The sequence below is a fragment of the Chromatium okenii genome, from assembly GCF_016583745.1.
GTDB classification, from domain to species: Bacteria; Pseudomonadota; Gammaproteobacteria; order Chromatiales; family Chromatiaceae; genus Chromatium; species Chromatium okenii.
Genome location: NZ_NRRQ01000038.1, coordinates 1 through 20467 on the forward strand (window position 1 = coordinate 1; position 20467 = coordinate 20467).

General features: G+C 51.3%; 17 protein-coding genes. 3 read left to right on the plus strand and 14 right to left on the minus strand.

Annotation, left to right across the window (positions count from 1 at the left end; translation table 11 throughout):
• From CKO12_RS12035 to CKO12_RS15190, 6 genes are all read right to left on the minus strand, one after another.
• The coding region (locus CKO12_RS12035; protein ID WP_200154987.1) for a hypothetical protein at positions 1 to 247 on the minus strand (247 nt) is incomplete at its 3' end.
• Between the two features lie 76 nt (positions 248 to 323).
• Positions 324 to 1826, minus strand: a complete 1503-nt coding sequence (locus CKO12_RS12040; RefSeq protein ID WP_200154988.1) for a dynamin family protein — start codon at positions 1824 to 1826, stop codon at positions 324 to 326.
• 19 nt (positions 1827 to 1845) lie between these two features.
• Positions 1846 to 2376 carry a hypothetical protein gene (locus tag CKO12_RS12045; protein ID WP_200154989.1) on the minus strand — a complete coding sequence of 177 codons (531 nt, stop codon included), beginning with the start codon at positions 2374 to 2376 and terminating at the stop codon, positions 1846 to 1848.
• A gap of 61 nt (positions 2377 to 2437) precedes the next feature.
• Positions 2438 to 4666: a dynamin family protein gene (locus CKO12_RS12050; RefSeq protein WP_200154990.1), complete on the minus strand. Its 2229-nt coding sequence runs from the start codon at positions 4664 to 4666 to the stop codon at positions 2438 to 2440.
• 4 nt (positions 4667 to 4670) lie between these two features.
• The gene (locus tag CKO12_RS12055; RefSeq protein ID WP_200154991.1) at positions 4671 to 7016 is read right to left on the minus strand and encodes a dynamin family protein; all 2346 of its coding nucleotides are present in this window, start codon (positions 7014 to 7016) and stop codon (positions 4671 to 4673) included.
• Between the two features lie 12 nt (positions 7017 to 7028).
• Positions 7029 to 7163: a hypothetical protein gene (locus tag CKO12_RS15190; protein ID WP_274599923.1), complete on the minus strand. Its 135-nt coding sequence runs from the start codon at positions 7161 to 7163 to the stop codon at positions 7029 to 7031.
• A gap of 224 nt (positions 7164 to 7387) precedes the next feature.
• Here CKO12_RS15190 and gatC point away from each other — a divergent pair, with 224 nt between their 5' ends.
• From gatC to CKO12_RS12070, 3 genes are read left to right on the plus strand one after another with little or no spacing between them, the layout of a single operon-like run.
• Entirely contained in the window at positions 7388 to 7675 is a 288-nt protein-coding gene (gatC, locus tag CKO12_RS12060; RefSeq protein ID WP_200154992.1) for an Asp-tRNA(Asn)/Glu-tRNA(Gln) amidotransferase subunit GatC, read from the plus strand.
• A gap of 3 nt (positions 7676 to 7678) precedes the next feature.
• Positions 7679 to 9133 carry an Asp-tRNA(Asn)/Glu-tRNA(Gln) amidotransferase subunit GatA gene (gene gatA / locus CKO12_RS12065; RefSeq protein WP_200154993.1) on the plus strand — a complete coding sequence of 485 codons (1455 nt, stop codon included), beginning with the start codon at positions 7679 to 7681 and terminating at the stop codon, positions 9131 to 9133.
• Between the two features lie 7 nt (positions 9134 to 9140).
• A complete protein-coding gene (locus CKO12_RS12070) occupies positions 9141 to 10148 on the plus strand; it encodes an NAD-dependent epimerase (RefSeq protein WP_200154994.1) in 1008 nt (335 codons plus the stop codon).
• A gap of 58 nt (positions 10149 to 10206) precedes the next feature.
• Here CKO12_RS12070 and CKO12_RS12075 read toward each other — a convergent pair whose 3' ends face one another.
• From CKO12_RS12075 to CKO12_RS12135, 8 genes are all read right to left on the minus strand, one after another.
• Complete coding sequence (locus CKO12_RS12075) at positions 10207 to 11766, minus strand: Calx-beta domain-containing protein (protein ID WP_200154995.1); 1560 nt, start codon at positions 11764 to 11766, stop codon at positions 10207 to 10209.
• Positions 11767 to 11925: 159 nt separating this feature from the next.
• Positions 11926 to 15342, minus strand: a complete 3417-nt coding sequence (locus CKO12_RS14995) for a Calx-beta domain-containing protein (protein ID WP_274599924.1) — start codon at positions 15340 to 15342, stop codon at positions 11926 to 11928.
• A gap of 146 nt (positions 15343 to 15488) precedes the next feature.
• Positions 15489 to 15791, minus strand: a complete 303-nt coding sequence (yhbY, locus tag CKO12_RS12110) for a ribosome assembly RNA-binding protein YhbY (protein WP_200154996.1) — start codon at positions 15789 to 15791, stop codon at positions 15489 to 15491.
• 110 nt (positions 15792 to 15901) lie between these two features.
• Complete coding sequence (locus tag CKO12_RS12115; protein ID WP_200154997.1) at positions 15902 to 16087, minus strand: hypothetical protein; 186 nt, start codon at positions 16085 to 16087, stop codon at positions 15902 to 15904.
• Positions 16088 to 16139: 52 nt separating this feature from the next.
• Positions 16140 to 16448 carry a DUF4342 domain-containing protein gene (locus CKO12_RS12120; RefSeq protein ID WP_242466320.1) on the minus strand — a complete coding sequence of 103 codons (309 nt, stop codon included), beginning with the start codon at positions 16446 to 16448 and terminating at the stop codon, positions 16140 to 16142.
• A 67-nt stretch (positions 16449 to 16515) separates the two neighbouring features.
• Positions 16516 to 18036, minus strand: coding sequence for a Ppx/GppA phosphatase family protein (locus tag CKO12_RS12125; protein ID WP_200154999.1), 1521 nt, complete (start codon positions 18034 to 18036; stop codon positions 16516 to 16518).
• A 68-nt stretch (positions 18037 to 18104) separates the two neighbouring features.
• Entirely contained in the window at positions 18105 to 19271 is a 1167-nt protein-coding gene (locus CKO12_RS12130; protein ID WP_338032744.1) for a serine/threonine protein kinase, read from the minus strand.
• Positions 19272 to 19382: 111 nt separating this feature from the next.
• A partial coding sequence (locus tag CKO12_RS12135) for an RNA-guided endonuclease InsQ/TnpB family protein (RefSeq protein ID WP_242466321.1) occupies positions 19383 to 20467 on the minus strand: 1085 nt, incomplete at its 5' end.

The following is a 20467-nucleotide window of genomic DNA, read 5'->3' on the forward strand; positions in this document are numbered from 1 at the left end:
TTAAGTTTTTGCGTTTACCTTTGTATTCCCAGCCAAAGCAATTGCGTTTCCACACATCCGCCCAACCATCGCCACCAGTGGTTTTTTTAGCGCCGCGCTCAAAACAATAAAACGCACCAGTTGGATCGCTTTCTGCTGGTGTTGGTTCATCCAATAAGCGACATAAATCAATAAAATGCTCTTGCGCTGCCGAGCGTTCTTTAAGCGTGGTGGCTTGCCATTTAGCAATAAATTGGTCGGGCGTCATGGGCGGTATTCTCTGCAACGAAACAACTAAAGATGCCGAAGGTAAAAAAGCTCTCTTTGCAAACGGATTTCAATGGTCATGCTAACGACGCTTTCGCTTTTTCATAGTGATCGGCATAACGCGACTCAATAATTGAGAGCTTGAATAACGTTGCAATCACGCGCTCAAGTTGGGATTCAGTCGCCAGCGTCTGCACTGATTCCACTAAACAAGTGAAACTCGAATCCAATGCTTGTTCTGCGTGTTGATATGGCGTTGTTAAGTGTTTCGCAAAGTGCGCAGTTAAATCGGTGGTGTCGGGAGTCAACGTATCAATGGCTGCTTCTGCGGCCATAAAAAAGCGTTGCGTGGGTTGCAGCGTATTTTCTAAATTCAGTCGCCAATAATGCCGCCACCATGAGGACAACGGATGTTGACGCGGCAAGGTTTCCGGCAGCGCCACCATTTGATTTAATTGCTCAAAACTGCTGCATTTCAATTGCCGCAACCATTGTTGCTGCAACTTGATCCCAATCTCTTGTTTATTGAGTCCTAACAGCCGCGTCATATTCATGCCGGGCAAAAACTCATTGGTTTTTTTATCCCGCGCCCGCGCTATTAAATCCCGCGCCTGTTGTATCGCAGTTTGTGCCAGCACGAGCTGTGGGCGAATATCCCATTCATCCGTCCAGTTGCGGATTTGATTTATCCAAGGATGTTGCGGTGCGCTCGGTTGCGCCATTGGTGCGAGTAAATACTTCCAGAACTGGTCGCGGAATTGCTGTAATTCATTTGCACTGAATTCGGCAAACTCAACGCACATGATCTGCAAATCAATATCATGCGGTTCATTGTCTAATTCCGTCCAATGCCGCAATACGCGCTGCCGCGCTGCATCAGCAAAACGCAATTGCTCAGGTTTGGGACAATGCGTCACGACAAATAATAACGTGGATTTGCCCACAAAATCAGCAGCTTCAAATGCTTCTAAAAAGTCTTTTAAGTGTGAATCGTTGACATCACTATCTAAACGATTGGCATCGACGACATAAATCAACGCTAAATTATGATAGCCAGTCAGCATTGTTGCGGCTTGCGCTTCGGCAATCGCATCATCACCCGAATTCCAGCCCGGCATATCAATTAAAAATAGCCGTTTGGGGCTTTGATCATCGGAATAACCATCGCCAGCAGACAAAATCAAACGCGGTTCTGGCAACGCCAATCGTAAACGATGTCGCAGCGTATCTTGATGAACCACATCTTCACGGTGCGGAAAATCATTTAATACCTCAATGATTTGCGCGTCATCATAATCTTGCGCTTTTTCAATCAGCGTTAATTGCGGCTGGTCGCCATAGGTGATTTCAAGCGGCAGCCGAGTCTGACGTTCTAAAGAACTAATTGGAAATAACCGCTCAGGAATTAAAGCGCCAAACAATTCACGCAGCAGCCGAGTTTTACCGGCGGAAAATTCACCAATCACGCGAGCGGTTAATAGCCCGTCGCTGGGTGTAGTGGTTTTATTCATGTGCGCCTCAACAGCGCCCAGCGCCTGATAAGTACGCGCCAACAGTGGAAAAGAGATTGCTTTAGTCATGGCAGCTCGCTATTAACAGTTATTTATTCAGCCAATCATCATCAACTTGCCGATTTCGTTGGTAATGTTCTTGCGGATAACGATAAACCATTACCATAAACGCAGTAACTGGTTTAACGAATTTCAATAAATAAGACAACAAATCCCAAGTTAAAACCACAATCACTAACGCCCAAGTGACAATAGTCTCAGTTATTTTCAATAACCACTGCATAAAGCGAGAAACCCAGAAAAAATTCAATTGTGATTCTGCTTCTGTCTTGGGTTTTACCGTAATTGCGGGAGCGGATGCTGGCGGCGGCGATTTTCGCGCAGTTGGCGCAACTTGGGTTTGCGCCTTTTCTGCTGCGTCAACAATCATTTTATTGACGTGTGCATTATTCAGTGCTAATTGCCGCAAATAAGCGTCAATTTGCGGATCAAGACTGAGCGCCATAAACTCAGTTAATTGCTCAGAAGGCACGGTGCGCAACTCGCTATCAAGTGATTCTGGATTAGCTTCACTTGTCATCTTATTAACGCGACTTTTTAATGATTGCATCATGTTCATTATTTGTCATCTCAGTTGTGCTACGCGCCAGCTTTACAGCAAAGCTGGCGCAATCAATCATTTACGCTGCCAACAGCGCCAGCGCCGCTTCTATTCGCGCTGCCTCCGCCGTCAATAGCGCCAACGCTGCCGCTTTTTCTGCTGGAGCGGCAGCAAGTTGTGCCATCAGTGTTTGCGTGTCTTGCAAGCGCGTATTGACTAAATCTTGCACCTGCGCTTCCCAATAGTCTTTTACTCGCGCCCGCAGCAGCGTATTCATACTATTTGCTTGCTGATCAAAACTTTTTAACCATTCCTGCACTGCACGTTCAATCTGTTGTTGTAATAAACGCACCCGTGCGACCTGTTGCTCCTGTTCAAATTCACGGCGCTGTAATTCAGCCCGCTGCGTTAATGCCAATACATCCGCTTGCAATGCCGTCTGTTCTTTCCGATTCTGTTCTAATGCCCAGCCGGTTAATTCGTGCTCATGCGCAATATCTTCACAACGCGCTAATTCGGCACGAATTGCACGCGCACGTTGCTCTAATTCCGCTAATGCTTGTTGCTGCTGCGCTTGCGCTTGCGGATCAATAATTTCCTCCTCACGCGAACCGCCACCCAAAGCTGCGCCGATGCGTTCGCCCCAATAACTCAGCGACAGCAAGTCAAGTGCTGCCAGCTTATTCATTGCTTGCGATGGCACTCCCTGAATCTGTTTTCCGGTTTGCACCGCCTGCGCGACCTTGACTGTGGTCGTCACAGTCTTGGCAACCTTGGCACTTTTACCGAGCAGTGACGCGACCTTAAGCCCGATCTTTGCCGGATTGACGAACAGCAAACCAATATCACACACCTCGCCCAGCATCCGTCCCAGTGTTGCGCCGCCACCTTCAACCTGTTGAATAATTTTAGGTAATGGCTGGGCAGCAAGCTGTTGTTGCTCCTGCACCACTGCGCGTAATGCCGTTTGCGGCGCGTGAAAATCCACCGCCGGCAACTGCGCCAGCGTCGCCTCCTGCGCAGCAATCTCCGCCTGCCGCGCCGCTAACGCCGCTTGCAACTGATTGAGCCGCGCCACGTCGAGAAAATCTTGCGCCTCAACCGTTTCCACCGCCGGCAAGCGCAAATTGCAGGCAGCAATCTGCGCATCCGGGAGCTGCAATTGCCCATAATCACTCGATAACGCACTGAACTGATTGGCAATTTCCGCTAAAGCACCGCGCAACTGCGCCGCGCCCAAACCAGCAAATTCATCCCAATTCGCCTCCGTCTGCACCGCGTCGGCGTAGTGGCGCAATGCCGTTTCCAAACCCGGGCGTTGCAGTGCGGCGAGCGCCGTTGCCTGTTGCTCAAGCTGGGCGCGATCCTGATGAGCGCGGTCGTACAACTCAGCTTTTAACGCCGTAAGCGCCTGTTTATGTTCCATTAACTCCGCTTGCACCGCCCGACTCGCCACTTCCGACTGCGCAGCACAGGCACGTTGCGCCTCGGCGTTCTGACCGAGCGCGTTTTCCAATAACGGGCGCAATTCGGCACCAAACCGGCGGCGGCGAATGGCGCTGCGTTCATCACGAGCGCGGGCAATAAAATCAAGCAGTTCCTCACGTCCCAGCCCGTGTTTATGCACCGGCGCGATTCGCGCTTTCAGACCGGTGGCAGCTTCAATCTGGCTCGCCCACTGCGCCAGCGACGGCAGTTTTTCGCCGCGAGCAACCGCTTCCTCCACTTCATCCCAGCGCGTCGCCACGAGCTTGACCCGCTTTCCGTATTGGCGAATGTGATTGAGATTGACGATGTCGGCGGCATCCGGGCCGCGTGGCGCGATGAGATACAAAATCGCGTCAGCCGCTTGAATCTGCGCCAGCGTGTAGTCGCGGTGGCTGGCTGACATCCCGCCGAGACCGGGCAGATCAATCACCGCAATGCCGCGCAGCCAGTCGTGCGGCAAGGTGGCGACGGCGCACGCTGCGCCAGCCGGCGCGTGAGTGGTGACGTGGGCAAATTCCGCAGCGGTCAGCGCCGCTGCGCTGCCGTCGTGATTGAGCAATTGCAACGTCGGCGTTGCGCCGTACTCGATGAAGGTCGGCAGCGCGGTGGTTTCCTCCAGCGCGGTTTGCAATAAATGCTCACCAAACAACATGTTAAGCAGGCTGCTTTTGCCGACGGTGAACGCGCCGACCAGAATCAAACGCAGCGGCTGTTCGGAAAGCAAGGTATTGGCGGCAAGGTCAGCGACGGCGTCCTGCCATTGCGCCGGTATCTGCGCGGTGAGCGCGGCGAGAAATGCGCTGGAATCAGAATTGAGCATGATCTCAAGCTCCCAGCGCCGTGCGCGTCAGTAGCTGCAATTCGGTCAATTCCTGCTGGGCGACCGTGAGGGCGGTTTTCCGGGCGGCGATTTCCGCCTCACCAGATTGAAGCAACGACTGCACCTCGGTGAGCTGGACGCGCTTGGCGTTGAGTGGTTCCAACACCTGCTCATGCACCGCTTTTTCCAGCAACTCCATCTGCGCCTTGAACGCGGCTTCAATGCCGGCGGTCAGCGCAGTGCTGAGATGGTTAATCGTATCAGTGAGCTTGACGACGGTATTGCGCAAAAGTTTGCGATGCGTCTCAGCGATTAAATCCGCTTCTTCCTGCTGGGCTTGTTTCTCCGCTGAACGCCTTTTTTTCTCCAAATCAGCCATGAATTTCTCCCGCCGTTTCAGATCAGCCTCAGCACTGCGGCGCTGTTTCGTTGCCTGAGAATCCGCCTTACACGCCCGCTGCCAAGCCGCTTCATCATCCTGAATGGATTCACGCAAAGATGATTTGTGACGGTCGTGAGCTTCACAGGCGCTGTAATCCATACGAGTAACCCACTCATAAGTTGATCCAAGCCATAAAGGACCGCTACCCCAATTGCTCACTTTATTTTTTTCTTGATACGGCGTTGGTGCTGGACGTGCGCCTAATGCTGAAAGCTCCCGTTTTGCACGGTTGAGATCAGCTTTCGCTTCCGCTCGATAGAGCCGATATTCCTTCTCTTCATCAATGGTACCCGCCACCACAATGCTGAACTCGTCAATCTCAGCCTGCTTTGCGTCAATAGCCGCTTGCAGTTGCGCCGTTTTCGAGCAGTGCTCTTCAATCGCTGAAAAATCAAACTGCAAATTGACATCCAGCGTGGGGAGTTCGATATGAAGACTGCCAAGATTGGCAGTGAGATCGTGAGCGTGTTGCTCCATTTTTTCTAAATAGCTGCGACGCAAATCCGCCAACCGATCATTCATTGACGTTTTGTGTTTTTGCCATGTCTGATCAATCTTGCCGATGACGGCTTGATATTCATCCTCTAAATCGGCTGGCAATCCGATCTGCGCCACCTTTTTAGCAACCATCCGCTTGACATAATCCAGCGTCACCGCCGTTTGAATGTCATCACGCAATCTGGTCAGCGGCTCGGTCAATTGCTGGTTCACCTGTTCGCTAAGTACCCGCGCAGCGCGTGTATGTTCGGAGCGAAATTCCGCCGTCTCATGTTTTTCTTCTTGCTCAAGCGCCTGAATATCCAACGCAAGCTGGCGCAAATCCTGACGGCGTTGCTCCAGCGAATCGCTGGAATCAAGCTGGCGCTGTTCATCTTGAATGCGATCAAGCAGTTGCGTTTGAATGGTCGCAAGCTGTTGCAACGGCTTGAGCACAATTTGCTCCATGCCTTCGCCGCTGGAAATCATATCGGCGATGCGATTTCCCAGACGATCAATGCCAGATCGCCGCTTTTTATCGGGATCAGCGTCTTGCGCCCATTTCGCACTCACGCCCATGAGATTGCTGTCGGAAGTGAGACGCGCCAGCTCATCCTGATGTTCACCGAGACTGTGACGAAAACTGGCGCGTACCAGATCGAGCTTACTCCGCACCCGCTCGGCTTCTGGCACAGCGCGATCATGGGTATCTTCTGGCTCCAATACGCGATCCCATTTATTCACGACGGTAATGAATTTCTGAAAATTACCGCGCAGTGTTTGCGCCATAAATTGCCATTCTGATTCATTGCCACCGAGTTGATCTGTCGCTTGAACCCATAATGCAACGTGCGCTTCCGCAATTGCTTTGCGGGTGATTTGTTCATGGTGCTTAACAATGGTCTGCAAGCCGGGCGTGTCAATCAATTCCAGCCCTTTTTCCAATAGCGGATGATTCACGAAAACTTCAATGTGATCGACCAATTGCCGCGCATCGGCATGAGTTTTATCCAGTTCCGTACCCCAGCGCCGCAAAGCTTCATCATCCGTCCATGCCACTTCTTCGGGTGGGCGACCGTCCATGTAGTGAATTAAAATAAAGCGCGTGCTGCGACCTTCTGGCAGTGCGCGTAAAAAGGTATTGACTGCCGTTGTGGTTTCCATCGCCGTTGGCAAAACTTCAATGCCCAACAGCGCATTTAGTAACATTGATTTGCCGCGAGTGAATTCGCCGAGCACGACTAAACGCACCGCCGTTGCATTCAACGCATCTTCCAACTCACCAAAGCGGGCATGAGTGGTTTTTAATTCCGCGCTGCCAAACGCATCAAATAAGTGTTGAGTGCGGTCGAGATAGTCTTTTACGGTTTGGATTTTGCGCTGCCGTTGCGCGAGGCTGTGATCGATTTGCGAATTGTCAAGCTGACCCATGTTGAATACTCCTTAAATGAAATACGCGCCCGCAGAATAATCCTGCGCACTGTGATGTGTCAGGATTTCATCTTCTAAGTGAGATAACGCAGCGCGGGCAGCAATTTTTAATGTCGCCGACAAAGAAGATGGCGCTTGTGCGTGCATGTTGAATGCGGCGCAGTTGCGCCTTTAATGAATAGAAAAGCATAAAATATGCTTTATACAGCGGCGCTGAGAAACCCAATTGAATCTGGATCAAACTCCGCAAAAAACGCAAGCCATCGGAATTAAAAAATAGCTAAAAATCGCGTTAGAGACTGCCGCTGGTGTTGCGTTATAACGGTAAATCCAATACAACATGGATGAAACAAACAACTCGCAGGATCACCATGTCACTCGCTCGCTCCGACATCGACAAGATCGCGCACCTCGCCCGACTTGGTCTCGCCCCCGCTCAAGCTGATCGCTTGGCTGCTGATTTATCTAACATTTTGACCTTGGTGGCCGCGATGGATGCGGTGGATACCAGCGGCGTCACGCCGATGGCGCATCCGCTCCACATGGCGCAGCGGTTGCGCCCCGATCAGCCGACCGAACCGGAGCAACGCGCCTTGTTTCAGGCGCTCGCCCCGCTGACCGCCAGCGGACTGTATTTGGTGCCGAAGGTGATTGACTAAATCATGCAAAACAAAACCATCGCTCAACTTGCCGCTGAGTTGCGGCTCCGCCACTACTCCAGCGTCGAACTCACGCAGCACTATTTAGAACGCATTCAACGACTTGATCCGCAGCTCAACAGCTTTATCACCGTCGCGGCGGAGTCAGCGCTGGCGGCCGCAGCGCAAGCGGATCGGGCGCTGAAACGCGGCGATGCCGGGCCGTTGACCGGTATTCCGATTGCGCACAAGGACATTTTTTGCACCGCTGGTGTCAAAACCACCTGTGGTTCCAAGATGTTGCACAATTTCATTGCGCCGTATGACGCGACGGTGGTGGAAAAACTCGCCGCTGCGGGCGCAGTCATGTTGGGAAAAACCAACATGGATGAATTTGCGATGGGTTCGAGCAACGAAACCAGTTTTTATGGCGCAGTCGCCAATCCTTGGGATCGCAGCCGGGTGCCCGGCGGCTCATCTGGTGGCTCGGCGGCAGCGGTCGCAGCGCGGTTATGTCCGGTCGCCACCGGCACCGACACCGGCGGATCGATCCGCCAACCGGCGGCGTTGTGCGGCATCACCGGCATCAAACCGACTTACGGGCGCTGCTCGCGCTGGGGGATGATCGCGTTTGCATCGTCACTCGATCAGGCGGGAGTGCTGGCGCGGTCGGCGGCCGATGCGGCGTTCATTCTTGATGAAATGGCGGGATTTGATGAGCGCGATTCCACCAGCGCCGAGGTGCCGGTGCCGGATTATGTGGACGCGCTGGATGACGATTTGCACGGGCTGCGGATCGGGCTGCCGCAGGAGTATTTTGCGGCGGGTTTGGATCCGCGCATCGCCACCGTGATTCAAGACGCGATCAAGGAATACGAGCGGCTCGGCGCGACCGTTCACGACATCAGCTTGCCGAACACGCCGCTGGCGGTGCCGGTTTATTACGTCGTCGCGCCAGCGGAGTGCTCGTCCAATCTGGCACGTTTTGACGGCGTGCGCTACGGGCATCGCTGCGATAACCCGCTGGATTTACAGGATTTATACACGCGCAGCCGGGCGGAAGGATTTGGCGCGGAGGTGCAGCGGCGGATTTTGATTGGCACCTATGTGCTCTCAGCGGGGTATTACGATGCCTATTATTTGAAAGCGCAACAGCTCCGCCAATTGATTGCTGACGATTTCAAACGCGCCTTTACGCAGGTTGACGTCATCATGGGACCGACGAGCCCGACGACGGCGTTTCCGCTCGGCGCAAAACACAATGATCCGGTGGCGATGTATCTCAATGATATTTATACCATTGCGACCAATTTAGCCGGGCTACCGGGGATGTCGATTCCGGTTGCGCCGGTGGACGGGCTGCCGGTTGGTTTGCAGATGATCGGCAATTATTTTGAGGAAGCGCGGCTGCTCAATATCGCCCATCGTTTACAACAGGTGACGCATTGGCATCAAGCTGCGCCGGCTGGGTTTGAGTGAATTCACAATGAACATTTTAATCACTGGCAGTGCTGGTTTTATTGGTTCCGCAGTGGCGCTGCGCTTGCTGGCGCGGGGCGATACGGTGATTGGGATTGATAATCTCAATCCGTATTACGATGTGAAATTAAAAGAAGCGCGGCTGGCGCGAACGCTGAATTACGCGGGTTATCAAGAGTTGCGTTTTGATATTGAAAACAGCGAGCGATTGCACGAAGTATTTGCGAATTTCCGCCCCGAACGGGTGGTGAATTTAGCCGCACAAGCAGGAGTGCGGTATTCAATTGAAAACCCGATGGCGTATGTCAGCACGAATTTAGTGGGTTTTGCGAATGTATTAGAAGCCTGCCGTCACCACAGCGTTGAACATTTAGTGTATGCGTCAAGCAGTTCGGTTTACGGCGCGAATACCACATTACCGTTTTCGGTGCAGCACAGTGTCGATCATCCATTAAGCCTCTATGCAGCGACGAAAAAGGCAAATGAATTGATGGCGCACACCTATAGTCATCTGTATCAAATCCCCACCACTGGTCTGCGGTTTTTCACTGTTTATGGCCCTTGGGGACGCCCAGATATGGCGCTATTCAAATTCACTCGTGCGATTCTTGCGGGCGAGCCAATTCCAGTATTTAATTATGGCAAGCATCGCCGCGATTTCACTTTTATTGATGACATCGTGGAGGGCGTGATTCGGGTATTGGATCGCGTCCCCACTGGCAATCCTGAGTGGTCTAGCGCGATGCCGGAAGCGGCGAGCAGCCATGCGCCATACCGCATTTATAACATCGGCAATAATCAACCAGTTGAATTAATGGATTATATTGCGTGTTTAGAGCAATCATTAGGCAAGCGAGCGGAGTTGGAATTGCTGCCCTTGCAGCCCGGCGATGTGCCCGACACCTTTGCGGATGTCAGTGATTTGGTGCGCGATACGGGCTATATGCCGAATACGCCAGTTGCCGAAGGCGTGGCGCGATTTGTGGAATGGTATCGCGGGTTTTATGAGGTGTGAGAGATAAAAAAACCGCCCCCGATTGTTCATTCGGAGGCGGTTTGCTTAATCAATCAGATCAGAAATAATAGCCATTATCCACATCCACAATACCCACAGTTGCAACATTATTCTCGCTCAGTGTTGCATTCACAGCGTCAGTGAGTGTCACGCTGAATTCTTCGTAACCCTCAAATTCTTCATCTGAGTAAAGATCAACTAAAATGAATTGCTCAGTTTCACCCGCGGCAAAAGTAATCGTCTCCTCAATCCATTCATTACCCGCATCGTCATACCAGAAGCTATCACCGGTACCAACCCAATAATCAACGTCAACATTCGCTGTCAAATCCTGGGTGGTATAAGTCACCATCACGTCTTCATCTGCAGGTGCAGATAGAGTCACCATTAATTCAATAGCGTCACCTTCATAACCTTCTAATACTGATGATGCGAAATCAAACTGCACAGTGAGCGAATCGGGATCAGGAACGGGAGGAGTAGGTTCGTCATCAACAAGCGACATATCTCCATCTGCAAACGATAGCGTTTCGACGTTAATGATGGAGTCAGTGCCTTCATCTACGCCGCTATCAAGACCTTCTTCGCTCTCGCCGCCGACATATTCAACCGTCCACTTCCCTTCATCATCTTGCGTCACACTGTAATTATCCCGAACACCTTGATAGGTAACGGTGTCGTTACCTTCACCACCGTCGATCTCGTCGTCACCTTCACCGCCGTCGATCGTATCGTCACCGGCATCGGCACTGATGATGTCGTTACCAGCGTCACCACTCAGGAGATTGGCAGCCGTATTGCCGGTGATGGTGTTGGCAAGTTCGTTACCAGTGCCGTTAATGGCTTTGTCTCCGGTGAGCGTCAGCACTTCTAAATAGTCGCCCAGCGTATAGGTATCGTTGCTTGCCACCACGTCCTGATCGCCGTCTTTAGCAGTCTCGACGATGATATCTTTCTCAGTGTTGGTGACCATGTAGGTATCGGAACCGTCGCCACCAGTCAGCGTGTCCTTACCCGTGCCGCCATCCAGCGTATCGTCGCCACCGCCGCCAATCAGTTGGTCATCCTCCCCTTTGCCATCCAGATAGTTATCGCCGTTATTGCCGGTGATGACATTTTTCAGAATATTGCCGGTTCCTTTCAAGCCAGTTGTACTAGGCTTCAGAATGAGGTTTTCGACATTGGCGCCGAGCGTGTAATCGACTGCGCTATTGACCGTATCGGTTATATACGTTGTTGTGCCGGGTTTTTCAGTGATGGTGTCTTTAACGTTATCCACCCAGTACAAATCGTTGCCCTCACCACCGACCATCGCGTCAACGCCGGTGCCACCATCCAAGCTGTCATTGCCAGCGCCGCCGTCGAGCTTGTCGTTATCCGCGCCGCCGTTCAGCGAGTCATCGCCACCGCCACCGATGAGATTATCAGTGCCCTTATCGCCAGTCAGCTTGTCGTCACCAACACCGCCGTCCAGCGTGTCATTGCCAAGACCACCGATGAGCGTGTCATTGCCGCCAACGCCAGATATTTTGTCGTTACCCGTTAAACCGTTCATCGTGTCAGCAGTCGTGCTGCCAGTTCTGGTATCCGCGCCAGTGGTAAAAGGTTTAATAGCCATTGCTTGTGTCCTAAAGTTATTTGCAATATCAACTTGCGTTTGCGCGGCTGATTTTTCAGGCACCGCACCACCCGTTAAAACACCATCTTATCAACAAAAACTAATCGCGAGTGTTATTGGGTTGTCATAATAATACGACAACCCAACAATTATCTCAGGCTATAAAACAAAATCAGCAGCGGTGAGCGTCATCTTGCCCGTCAATTGAATTTCCATTTCTGGCACACTCACTGCATCTTCTAAATTGATCTGCACGACAGTCGTATTGGCAGCAGCATCCTGCATATAACGCACCTGCCCAGCAGCACTAAATGCAGCAGTGCCGATAAAACTTAATGCGCCGGTTGACAGATTGCTTAAATCAATCACTTCGTTCGCAGTCGCAACGCTAAAATCTTTAATGATGTCGCGTTCGCCAGCACCAACTGCAGAATCACCCAAGTGGAATACGAAAGTATCACTTCCCGCGCCACCAGTGAGTTGGTCAACGCCCGCACCACCATCTAAAACGTTAGCATTGGCATCGCCAGTGATAGTATCAGCGAAGGGTGAGCCCAGCGCATTTTCTACGGTTGCGATGGTCAGTTCTTTAATGCCGGATGTAATTACCGTGACCAAATTAGAACTGTCACGAGTTAAATCAACCACCGAACCAAAACCTAATTGATCAACTAAATCAACGTAGTATGATTTAGCATCACTGGTCACGGCAAAGATCGGCAAAATACCCGCAGCTTGCAATGCCTCTGCAACCTTCGTTACGGTTGGATAATCTTCACCCGTACCGGCTGGCGTTCCATTCAATACGTCATCACCATTATTTGGTGTGGTAATACCAGCCTGCGTACCATCACCAGCGCGGTGATAATCTGCATCAGTCATTAACACGACGGTTTTCACCGCGCCGCTGCGGAAGCCAATTTTATCGCTGTGCAATGCCACTTGCATTAAGGCTTCCAATTGCGATTCTTGCCAATCGTTCCCACTGCCGAGCACCAACGCATTTAATGCGGTACTGAATGCTGCTTGGTTGGTGGTCAGATTCAAGTTATTGGCATAAACGTAATCTGACTGATAACTGTAATCATCATAGTAATAATCACCATAGTAAGAGCTGTAATCACTGCCAAATGGACTAATGGGTTTATCCATGAATGAACCCAATCCAAACATACTGTCTGGTTGGAAATCATTAATCGCAGTAACGACATTCGGCACTAACGCTTGCACCGTCTCAACGTCATCACTAAACGAGCCAGTCAAATCCTCCAAAAAGTACATATCCAACGGATCGCTGATTGTCCCACCGGCGCTGAGAGTGATCTGTTGACCGCCGACGGTGCTGATTTGACCGGGAGCCAGTTTGATGGTCACGCCAGTTCCGGCACCAGACGCATCGAGCGTATCGTTGCCGCCGGTGTCTTCAATCAACACCTGACCCGCACCCTTGCCGTCCACCACGAACCGGTCATCGCCCAGACCGCCGCTCATGTTGTTGTCGCCGTTGGAATCTTTCAGCACGTCATCGCCTTCGCCACCGAGCAATTGGTCATTGCCGTCGCCGCCGGACAGCGTGTCATTGCCCAAGTTGCCGATCAGCGTGTCATTGCCGCCCATGCCGTTGACAGCATCATTGCCACCCAGCGCGTCGATGTCGTTATCTTCGGCGGAGCAGGTCAGATTATCGTCGGCTTCAGTGCCCACGCACTGCGGAGTGTCATCAACGATGGTGACGAGTACAGCGGCAGCCGTCGTCAAGGTCGCATTGACCGGATTGCTCAGTTGCACACTGAAGGTTTCGTTTTGCTCGACTGCTGTGTCATCTAACGTCGCCACGCTGATAGTTTTACTGGTTTCACCGGGCGCAAATGTCAGACTGCCGGTCGTGGCGATGTAATCGCCGCTGGCGCTCTGAGCTGATACATCTTGGGTAGCGAAATCAACCGTCACTGGCTGCGTTGCTGCTTCAGACAGACTTACCGTGATTTGCGCGGCTTCGCCTTCGGTGGTGGAGATGGTGGTCGTGTCAAGCTGTAGCGTTGAAGTGGGTGGTGGTAAGTCGTTATCCACGATGGTCACGACTGTTGCAGTTGTGCTGCCGAGCGTGGCATTGGTCGGAGCACTGAGGGTTACAGTGAAGTTTTCGTTCAGCTCCACTGCAGTATCGTTGCGGATTACGACAGAGATAGTTTTACTGGTATCGCCCACCGCGAAAGTCAGGATGCCGCTGGCATTCCGGTAATCAACACCGCTGGTTGCCGCACCGTCGATGCTCATCATACCCGCAGGTAAACCTGCCGAAGTTGCGTACTTCACCGTCACCGGCTGCGTCGCTGCTGCGGACAAACTCACCGTGACCTTCGCCGTGCCCGCATTCTCGTTGACAGAGAGTGCATCGGTGGCAACCTGCACGGTCGGAATTACTGGTATTGGTTCTAAATCACCGTCATCAACAATCACCATTGGCCCATCCGCGAACATCAGTGTTTCGACGTTAATAATAGAGTCAACGCCTTCATCCACACCACTATCAATACCTTCCTCGCTCTCGCTACCGACATATTCAACCGTCAACTTCCCTTCATCATCAGTGGAAATGGCGTAACTCTCTCGACCACTTTGATAAACAACGGTGTCAGTGCCGTCACCGCCGTCGATCACGTCATTCCCTTCACCGCCGTCGATTTCATCGTTACCGGCTCCGGCATTGATGATGTCATCGCCAGCGTCGGCACTCAGGATATTGGCTGCACTATTGCCAGTGATGGTGTTATCGAGTTCATTGCCCGTGCCGTTAATGGCTTTGGTTCCGGTGAGCGTCAACACTTCTAAATAGTCGCCCAGCGTATAGGTAACGTTGCTTTCTACCACGTCCTGATCGCCGTCTTTAGCAGTCTCGACGATGATATCTTTCTCAGTGTTAGTGACCATGTAGGTATCGGAACCGTCGCCACCAGTCAGCGTGTCTTTACCCGTGCCGCCATCCAGCGTATCGTCGCCACCGCCGCCAATCAGTTGGTCATCCTCCTCTTTGCCATCCAGATAGTTATCGCCGTTATTGCCGGTGATGACATTTTTCAGAATATTGCCGGTTCCTTTCAAGCCAGTTGTGCCGGGCTTCAGAATGAGGTTTTCGACATTGGCGCCGAGCGTGTAATCGACTGCGCTATTGACCGTATCGGTTATATACGTTGTTGTGCCGGGTTTTTCAGTGATGGTGTCTTTAACGTTATCCACCCAGTACAAATCGTTGCCCTCACCACCGACCATCGCGTCAACGCCGGTGCCACCATCCAAGCTGTCATTGCCAGCGTCGCCGTTGAGCTTGTCGTTATCCGCGCCGCCGTTCAGCGAGTCATTGCCACCGCCACCGATGAGACTATCGGTGCCTTTATCGCCAGTCAGCGTGTCGTTATCAACACCGCCATCCAGCGTGTCATTCCCATCACCACCGATGAGCGTGTCATTGCCGCCACCGCCAGAGATCTTGTCGTTGCCAGCCAGTCCGTTGAAATTATCGTTTCCGGTGGTACCAGGTTTGGTATCCGCGCCAGTGGTAAAAGGTTTAATAGCCATGTCTCATACCTCGTGATTGTTATGTGACCACTACAGCGACCTATGGTGCAGGTTTCGCTGTTCCAAAACGAGCACCTAAAGTCTAGTACAAATTACAGCGTTATCAAAAAGGAACAGCGATTCAAATCACAAAAATGTCATTTTGCTTAAAAATGAGGCACCACCAACGGTGCGGATTTTTTCTCATTAGCGCGATACACTATCGCCACATTGCCAATGCGAGCGACTAACACCGCCTGCGAACGCTCTTGGATCAAGTTGATTGCGGTTGCGCGTTCCTCGCGGTCACCAGCATTGATCCGTACTTTAATCAATTCGTGATCATTCAAAGCGTGATCAATTTCACTGAATACGCCTTCAGTCAGCCCGCGCTGCCCCACTAATACCACCGGCTTCAAATGATGGGCTTGTGCTTTGAGCCAGCGTTTTTGTTTTTCCGTGATGGTCATAATTAAACTGTCAGAACAATGAAAGGTAATGGGCGTTAGCAATACGCTATCGGGAACAGTGTTGATTGTTTCTGATTCCCGATGCGTATCAATCAATAGTCAATCACTGCTTACGCAGCTTCTTCAGTCGTCTCAGGTGCTGCCTTTGGCGTCATCACCTTAATCAGTTGCTCAGTGGCTAAAATCGCTTGCTTGGCATCGCCATTGATCCACTTTTTGTTCTTGCCCTTGACCGCATAGCGCCCAGATTTTTTCTGAAATACGGTGTATTCAGCAGTCTTCTTTACTTTCTGCATTCTCAACTCTCAATATAAGCGTGAAGATTCGTCTTTTTTACAAAAGACACCATTAGCGACCGGGCGGAAAGGAGTCATCATCACCTCCATGCGGATCGCGCTCAATTTCAATCCGAAATTGGGTAAATAATGCGCCCAACGCTGTGATCGCAGTGAGCATTGGTGCCAGCAAGGTTAACACCCCCGCGACGCCAATTCCCGCCGTTAAAGGCACATCCAGCAGTGCCTTACCATTCGGGCGTCGTATAATGAGACGCCGCATATTTCCTTGCAAGATCAGTTCTTTGATCTTATCTGCTAATGCAAAACCATTCACCGTGATCTCCTCAAACAGCGGACGTTCTGAATTATGTTTCATCATTCACCTTTCTGAATGGTAGAGCAATGCGTGTGCCGTTATTGAATGACATCTCTGCGCCAGTATTTATTCAACAAAACGTTAATACAATTCGCGCCGTTGCTAAACGTTCTGCTTCCTGTTCCAATTCTAATTGCGTGAGCGGATGGCGCGTCAACCATTGCTCAGGAAATTCCACCGCGAGGCGGTCGCCATCCGCTTCCACTTGCAGATGATGTTGATTAACGGCAGAGCGTCCGCGATGCAATAGCACGGCCAGCCGCAAAATAACGCATAACCGCTGGGCGCTGTTGAGTTCACTTTTGGGCAAGTTGAGAAATTCTTGCAGCGGAAACTTGCGCCGATGCCCCAGCACCAGCGCCGCCAATACCATCTGTTCTTGCCGCGAAAATCCGGCTAAATCGGCGTTACGCAGCAAATATGCGCCATGTTTTTGATATTGGCTGTGCGCGATCATCACGCCAATTTCATGCAGCCGCGCCGCCCACGTCAGCATCTGCGGATGACTCGGATCCGTCAGCCCCCAAGGTTGCGCTAATTGGTGATAAATCCCCAGCGCCGTCGCCTCCACCCGCTGCGCATGTGCTTGATCAACTTGGAATTGTCGGCACAAAGTGGTCACGGTGCGCTCGCGGACATCCTCGTGCTGCGAGCGCCCCATCATTTCGTAAATCAACCCTTCGCGCAGCGCATAGTCCGAGACTTGCATGTGCTTGATATCCAAGGCTTCAAACACTGCTTGTAACACGGCAACCCCGCCGGCGAACACCGGTTTGCGCTCTTCTGGCAAGCCTTTGAGATTGATGGTCGCAACGCGCCCGGCATCGGTCAGCGCACTTGTCAACCGCGCCAGCGCTTCGGCAGAAATACCGTTGTCGCACCATCCTTCCGCATTCACAACGCTGGCGATGGTGCGGATGGTGCCAGAGCAACCGACCGCGTTTTGCCACCGCGCCCGCCGAAACAACTCGCGCACCGGACGCACTTCTAATGCGCCCGCCAACTGCGCCTTTTGCAGCGCCTTGGCGGTGATGCGCCCATCGGGAAAGGCGTAGCGCGACAAGCTGACGCAGCCGAGATGCAAACTTTCGCGCAGCCGGGGCGAAAATCCTTGTCCAACAATCATTTCCGTGCTGCCGCCACCAATATCCACCACCAAACGCCGCTCGCTGCCTGCCGCCAACCCGTGCGCGACGCCGAGATAAATCAACCGCGCTTCCTCGCGCCCGGCGATGACATCAATCGAATGACCGAGCGCGAGTTCTGCCTGCTCCACAAAGCCGGTTTCTGGACGCAATTGGCGCATCGTGTTGGTGCCAACGGCGCGGACGCTGCCCGGCGCAAAGGTGCGTAATCGCTGCCCAAAGCGTTCCAAACAAGTCAGCGCCCGCTCGCTCACTTCGGGCGTCAACGTGCGATCCGGAGTCAGCCCTTCACCAAGGCGCACTACCTCGCGGATGCGATCCGTAATGCGCATGTGCCCTTGATCAACACGCGCAACAATCATGTGAAAACTATTAGAACCAAGATCAACTGCGGCAACAGAATCTTGAAGTGGCGTTATATTCGTGTGGACGTGTGTTTCAGTCATAACAAAGGAATCAATTTTGAGTGGTATATTTCGATGAGTGTTATCGGGTCATTATCAAAAAATAGTGTTTACTGAGTGAACGCAGGGAATTGATCACGCTTCCATAAACCTACCAGCGTAGAAACTAATAATACCAGCGCCAATAGCGCCAGCGCCAAACTTACCAACAAAGTGTGGTAGTGCGATTGCCGTAAACTGGCAAAATAGCGATACAGTTGCTGTGAACTAATATCAACGGCTAATACTGCAATAGCTTGGTTTTGCGCATCTATAATGGGAGCATAACCAGAAAATGCGATTTGCCATTGATCGGGCTGATGTGGTTGTTCATCTGCTCCCGGTTCGCGCAAACCCACTAATAATGCAGGATAGGGAGTGGCATCAAATAACTCACCCGGTTGCGCAGCTTTTTCGTCTTCATCAACGCTGCCATTATGATTCACATCAAGCTCAGTGGCGGATAAAAAACTGGCACTAGAAACCACAAATTCTAACACAGGATTATGACGTTGTTGCTGGCGCAGAATATAAATAAAGCGCACACCGGTACTGATACGGCGGATGGTATCTAATTGCTCCGCCAATTGTTTCGCGGCGGCGTGATCACCGAATTCTTGTGCGCTGACAGTTTTTACTAATTCCGGGTCAATCATCATCGCCGCTAATTCTGCGGTATCAATCACGTTATTCCGAATGTCATCCATTAACGCCGTTTCCGCAGTTGTCGTCAGCATTGAGACCGCTGCATAAAGCGCCGCCACCATCAATATGACCAGCGCCACACCGCTTGCCAGCATTTCTTTTCGCGCCCGCAGCGCCCGTCCGATCATTTCCACCAGCGGATAGCGCCGCGCCGTCACTGGCAATCCCACCAGCGAGCGCCGTAAATCGTCTGCCAGCGCGGCGGCAGTCGCGTAGCGGTCGGCAGGGTTTTTTTGCAGAGCTTTGAGGCAAATCGCCTCCAGATCGCGGGAAATCTTGACTCCCAGCACCGATGGCGGCGTGGGCGGCTGATGCAAAACCCGACCAATTAAGTCATCCATGGATTGCCCGCTAAATGGCGGGCGACCGGTCAAACCGTAATACAGCGTCGCGCCTAACGAGTAGACATCGGAGCGCACATCAGGCAGCGCAGTGTTGCTCAGTGCTTGTTCGGGCGACATGAATAACGGGCTGCTGACGATCCGCGCATCACTGGCATGATGGCGATAGTGATTGCCGCCGCTACTAAATATCTAACAAAATCTATACAAAAGCGTACAAATCTCGCTTTGATATATTCACACCGTCAACGCAAAAGCCATGATGAAACTATGGTCTAACTTTGCTCTGGTGTGCATTTAAGGTCAGGCTGTAAGCGTGTCCAGACCGTATTGATTTAGATTGAGCGCGGCGTTCAAATCTCTATCCGCGCTAAATTCACACTCGCAGTTAAAAACTCTATCTACTAGCGTTAAATCTGTGTTGATTTTTCCACAACAACTACACGTTTTAGAGCTGGGGAAAAATCGATTGGCGACAACAACGACACAATTTCTCAATTCAGCCTTGTATTCAATCATCTGACGCAAATACCCAAAACCAGTATCGCTGATAGCACGACTGAGTTTTCGATTTTTTACCATGCCTTTGACGTTTAAATCTTCAATGGTAATCAGGTCAAAGTTTCTGGTGAGATAATCCGACAATTCATGTAACAAGGCTTGTCGTTGTCTTGCAATGCGAAAGTGAAGTTTTTGAATCTTGAGCTTGGCTTTCGCTCGACGGTTTGAACCTTTCACTTTCTTGGCTAAATTGCGTTGAAGTTTTGCCAATTGTCGCAGGCTTGCTTTCAACTTTTGATTGGCAGAAAACACTTTACCCGTGCTTAAAACGGCAAGTGCTTTGATGCCAAAATCCACACCGACTGCTTTCTGGCGGTCAACGTCGTTGGGATTGTAATCTTCTGTTTCAATTAAAATTGAAGCAAAGTATTTTCCTGCATGTTTTGAAATCGTGACTTGTTTTGCTGTACCTTGAAAACGTAACGGTTGACGCATTTCAATTTTAGTTTTGAGTTTTTCAATTCGCAGTTGTCGCCCACTAACCGTAAACTTTGATGGTTCACGCAACGCAAAACTATCTTTAACATCTTTCTTTTTGAAGCGAGGAAAACCTGCTTTTTGTTTCGCTTTCACGCGCCTGAAAAAGTGCTTAAACGCGGTATCCAAATCATCAATTGCATTGCGGGTGACACGACTTGAAACTTCGTTGTACCACTCAAATTCTTTGCGAAGTACGTTGATATAATACTGATGTGCTTCATTTTTTGACCACTTATTTTCTGGCTTTGAAAAATGCGCCAACAACTGATTATAGCAATGGCGTTTGGAGCCACAGGCTTTATCCAAATACACCATCTGTTCAGGTGTGGGGCGCAATTCAATTTTAT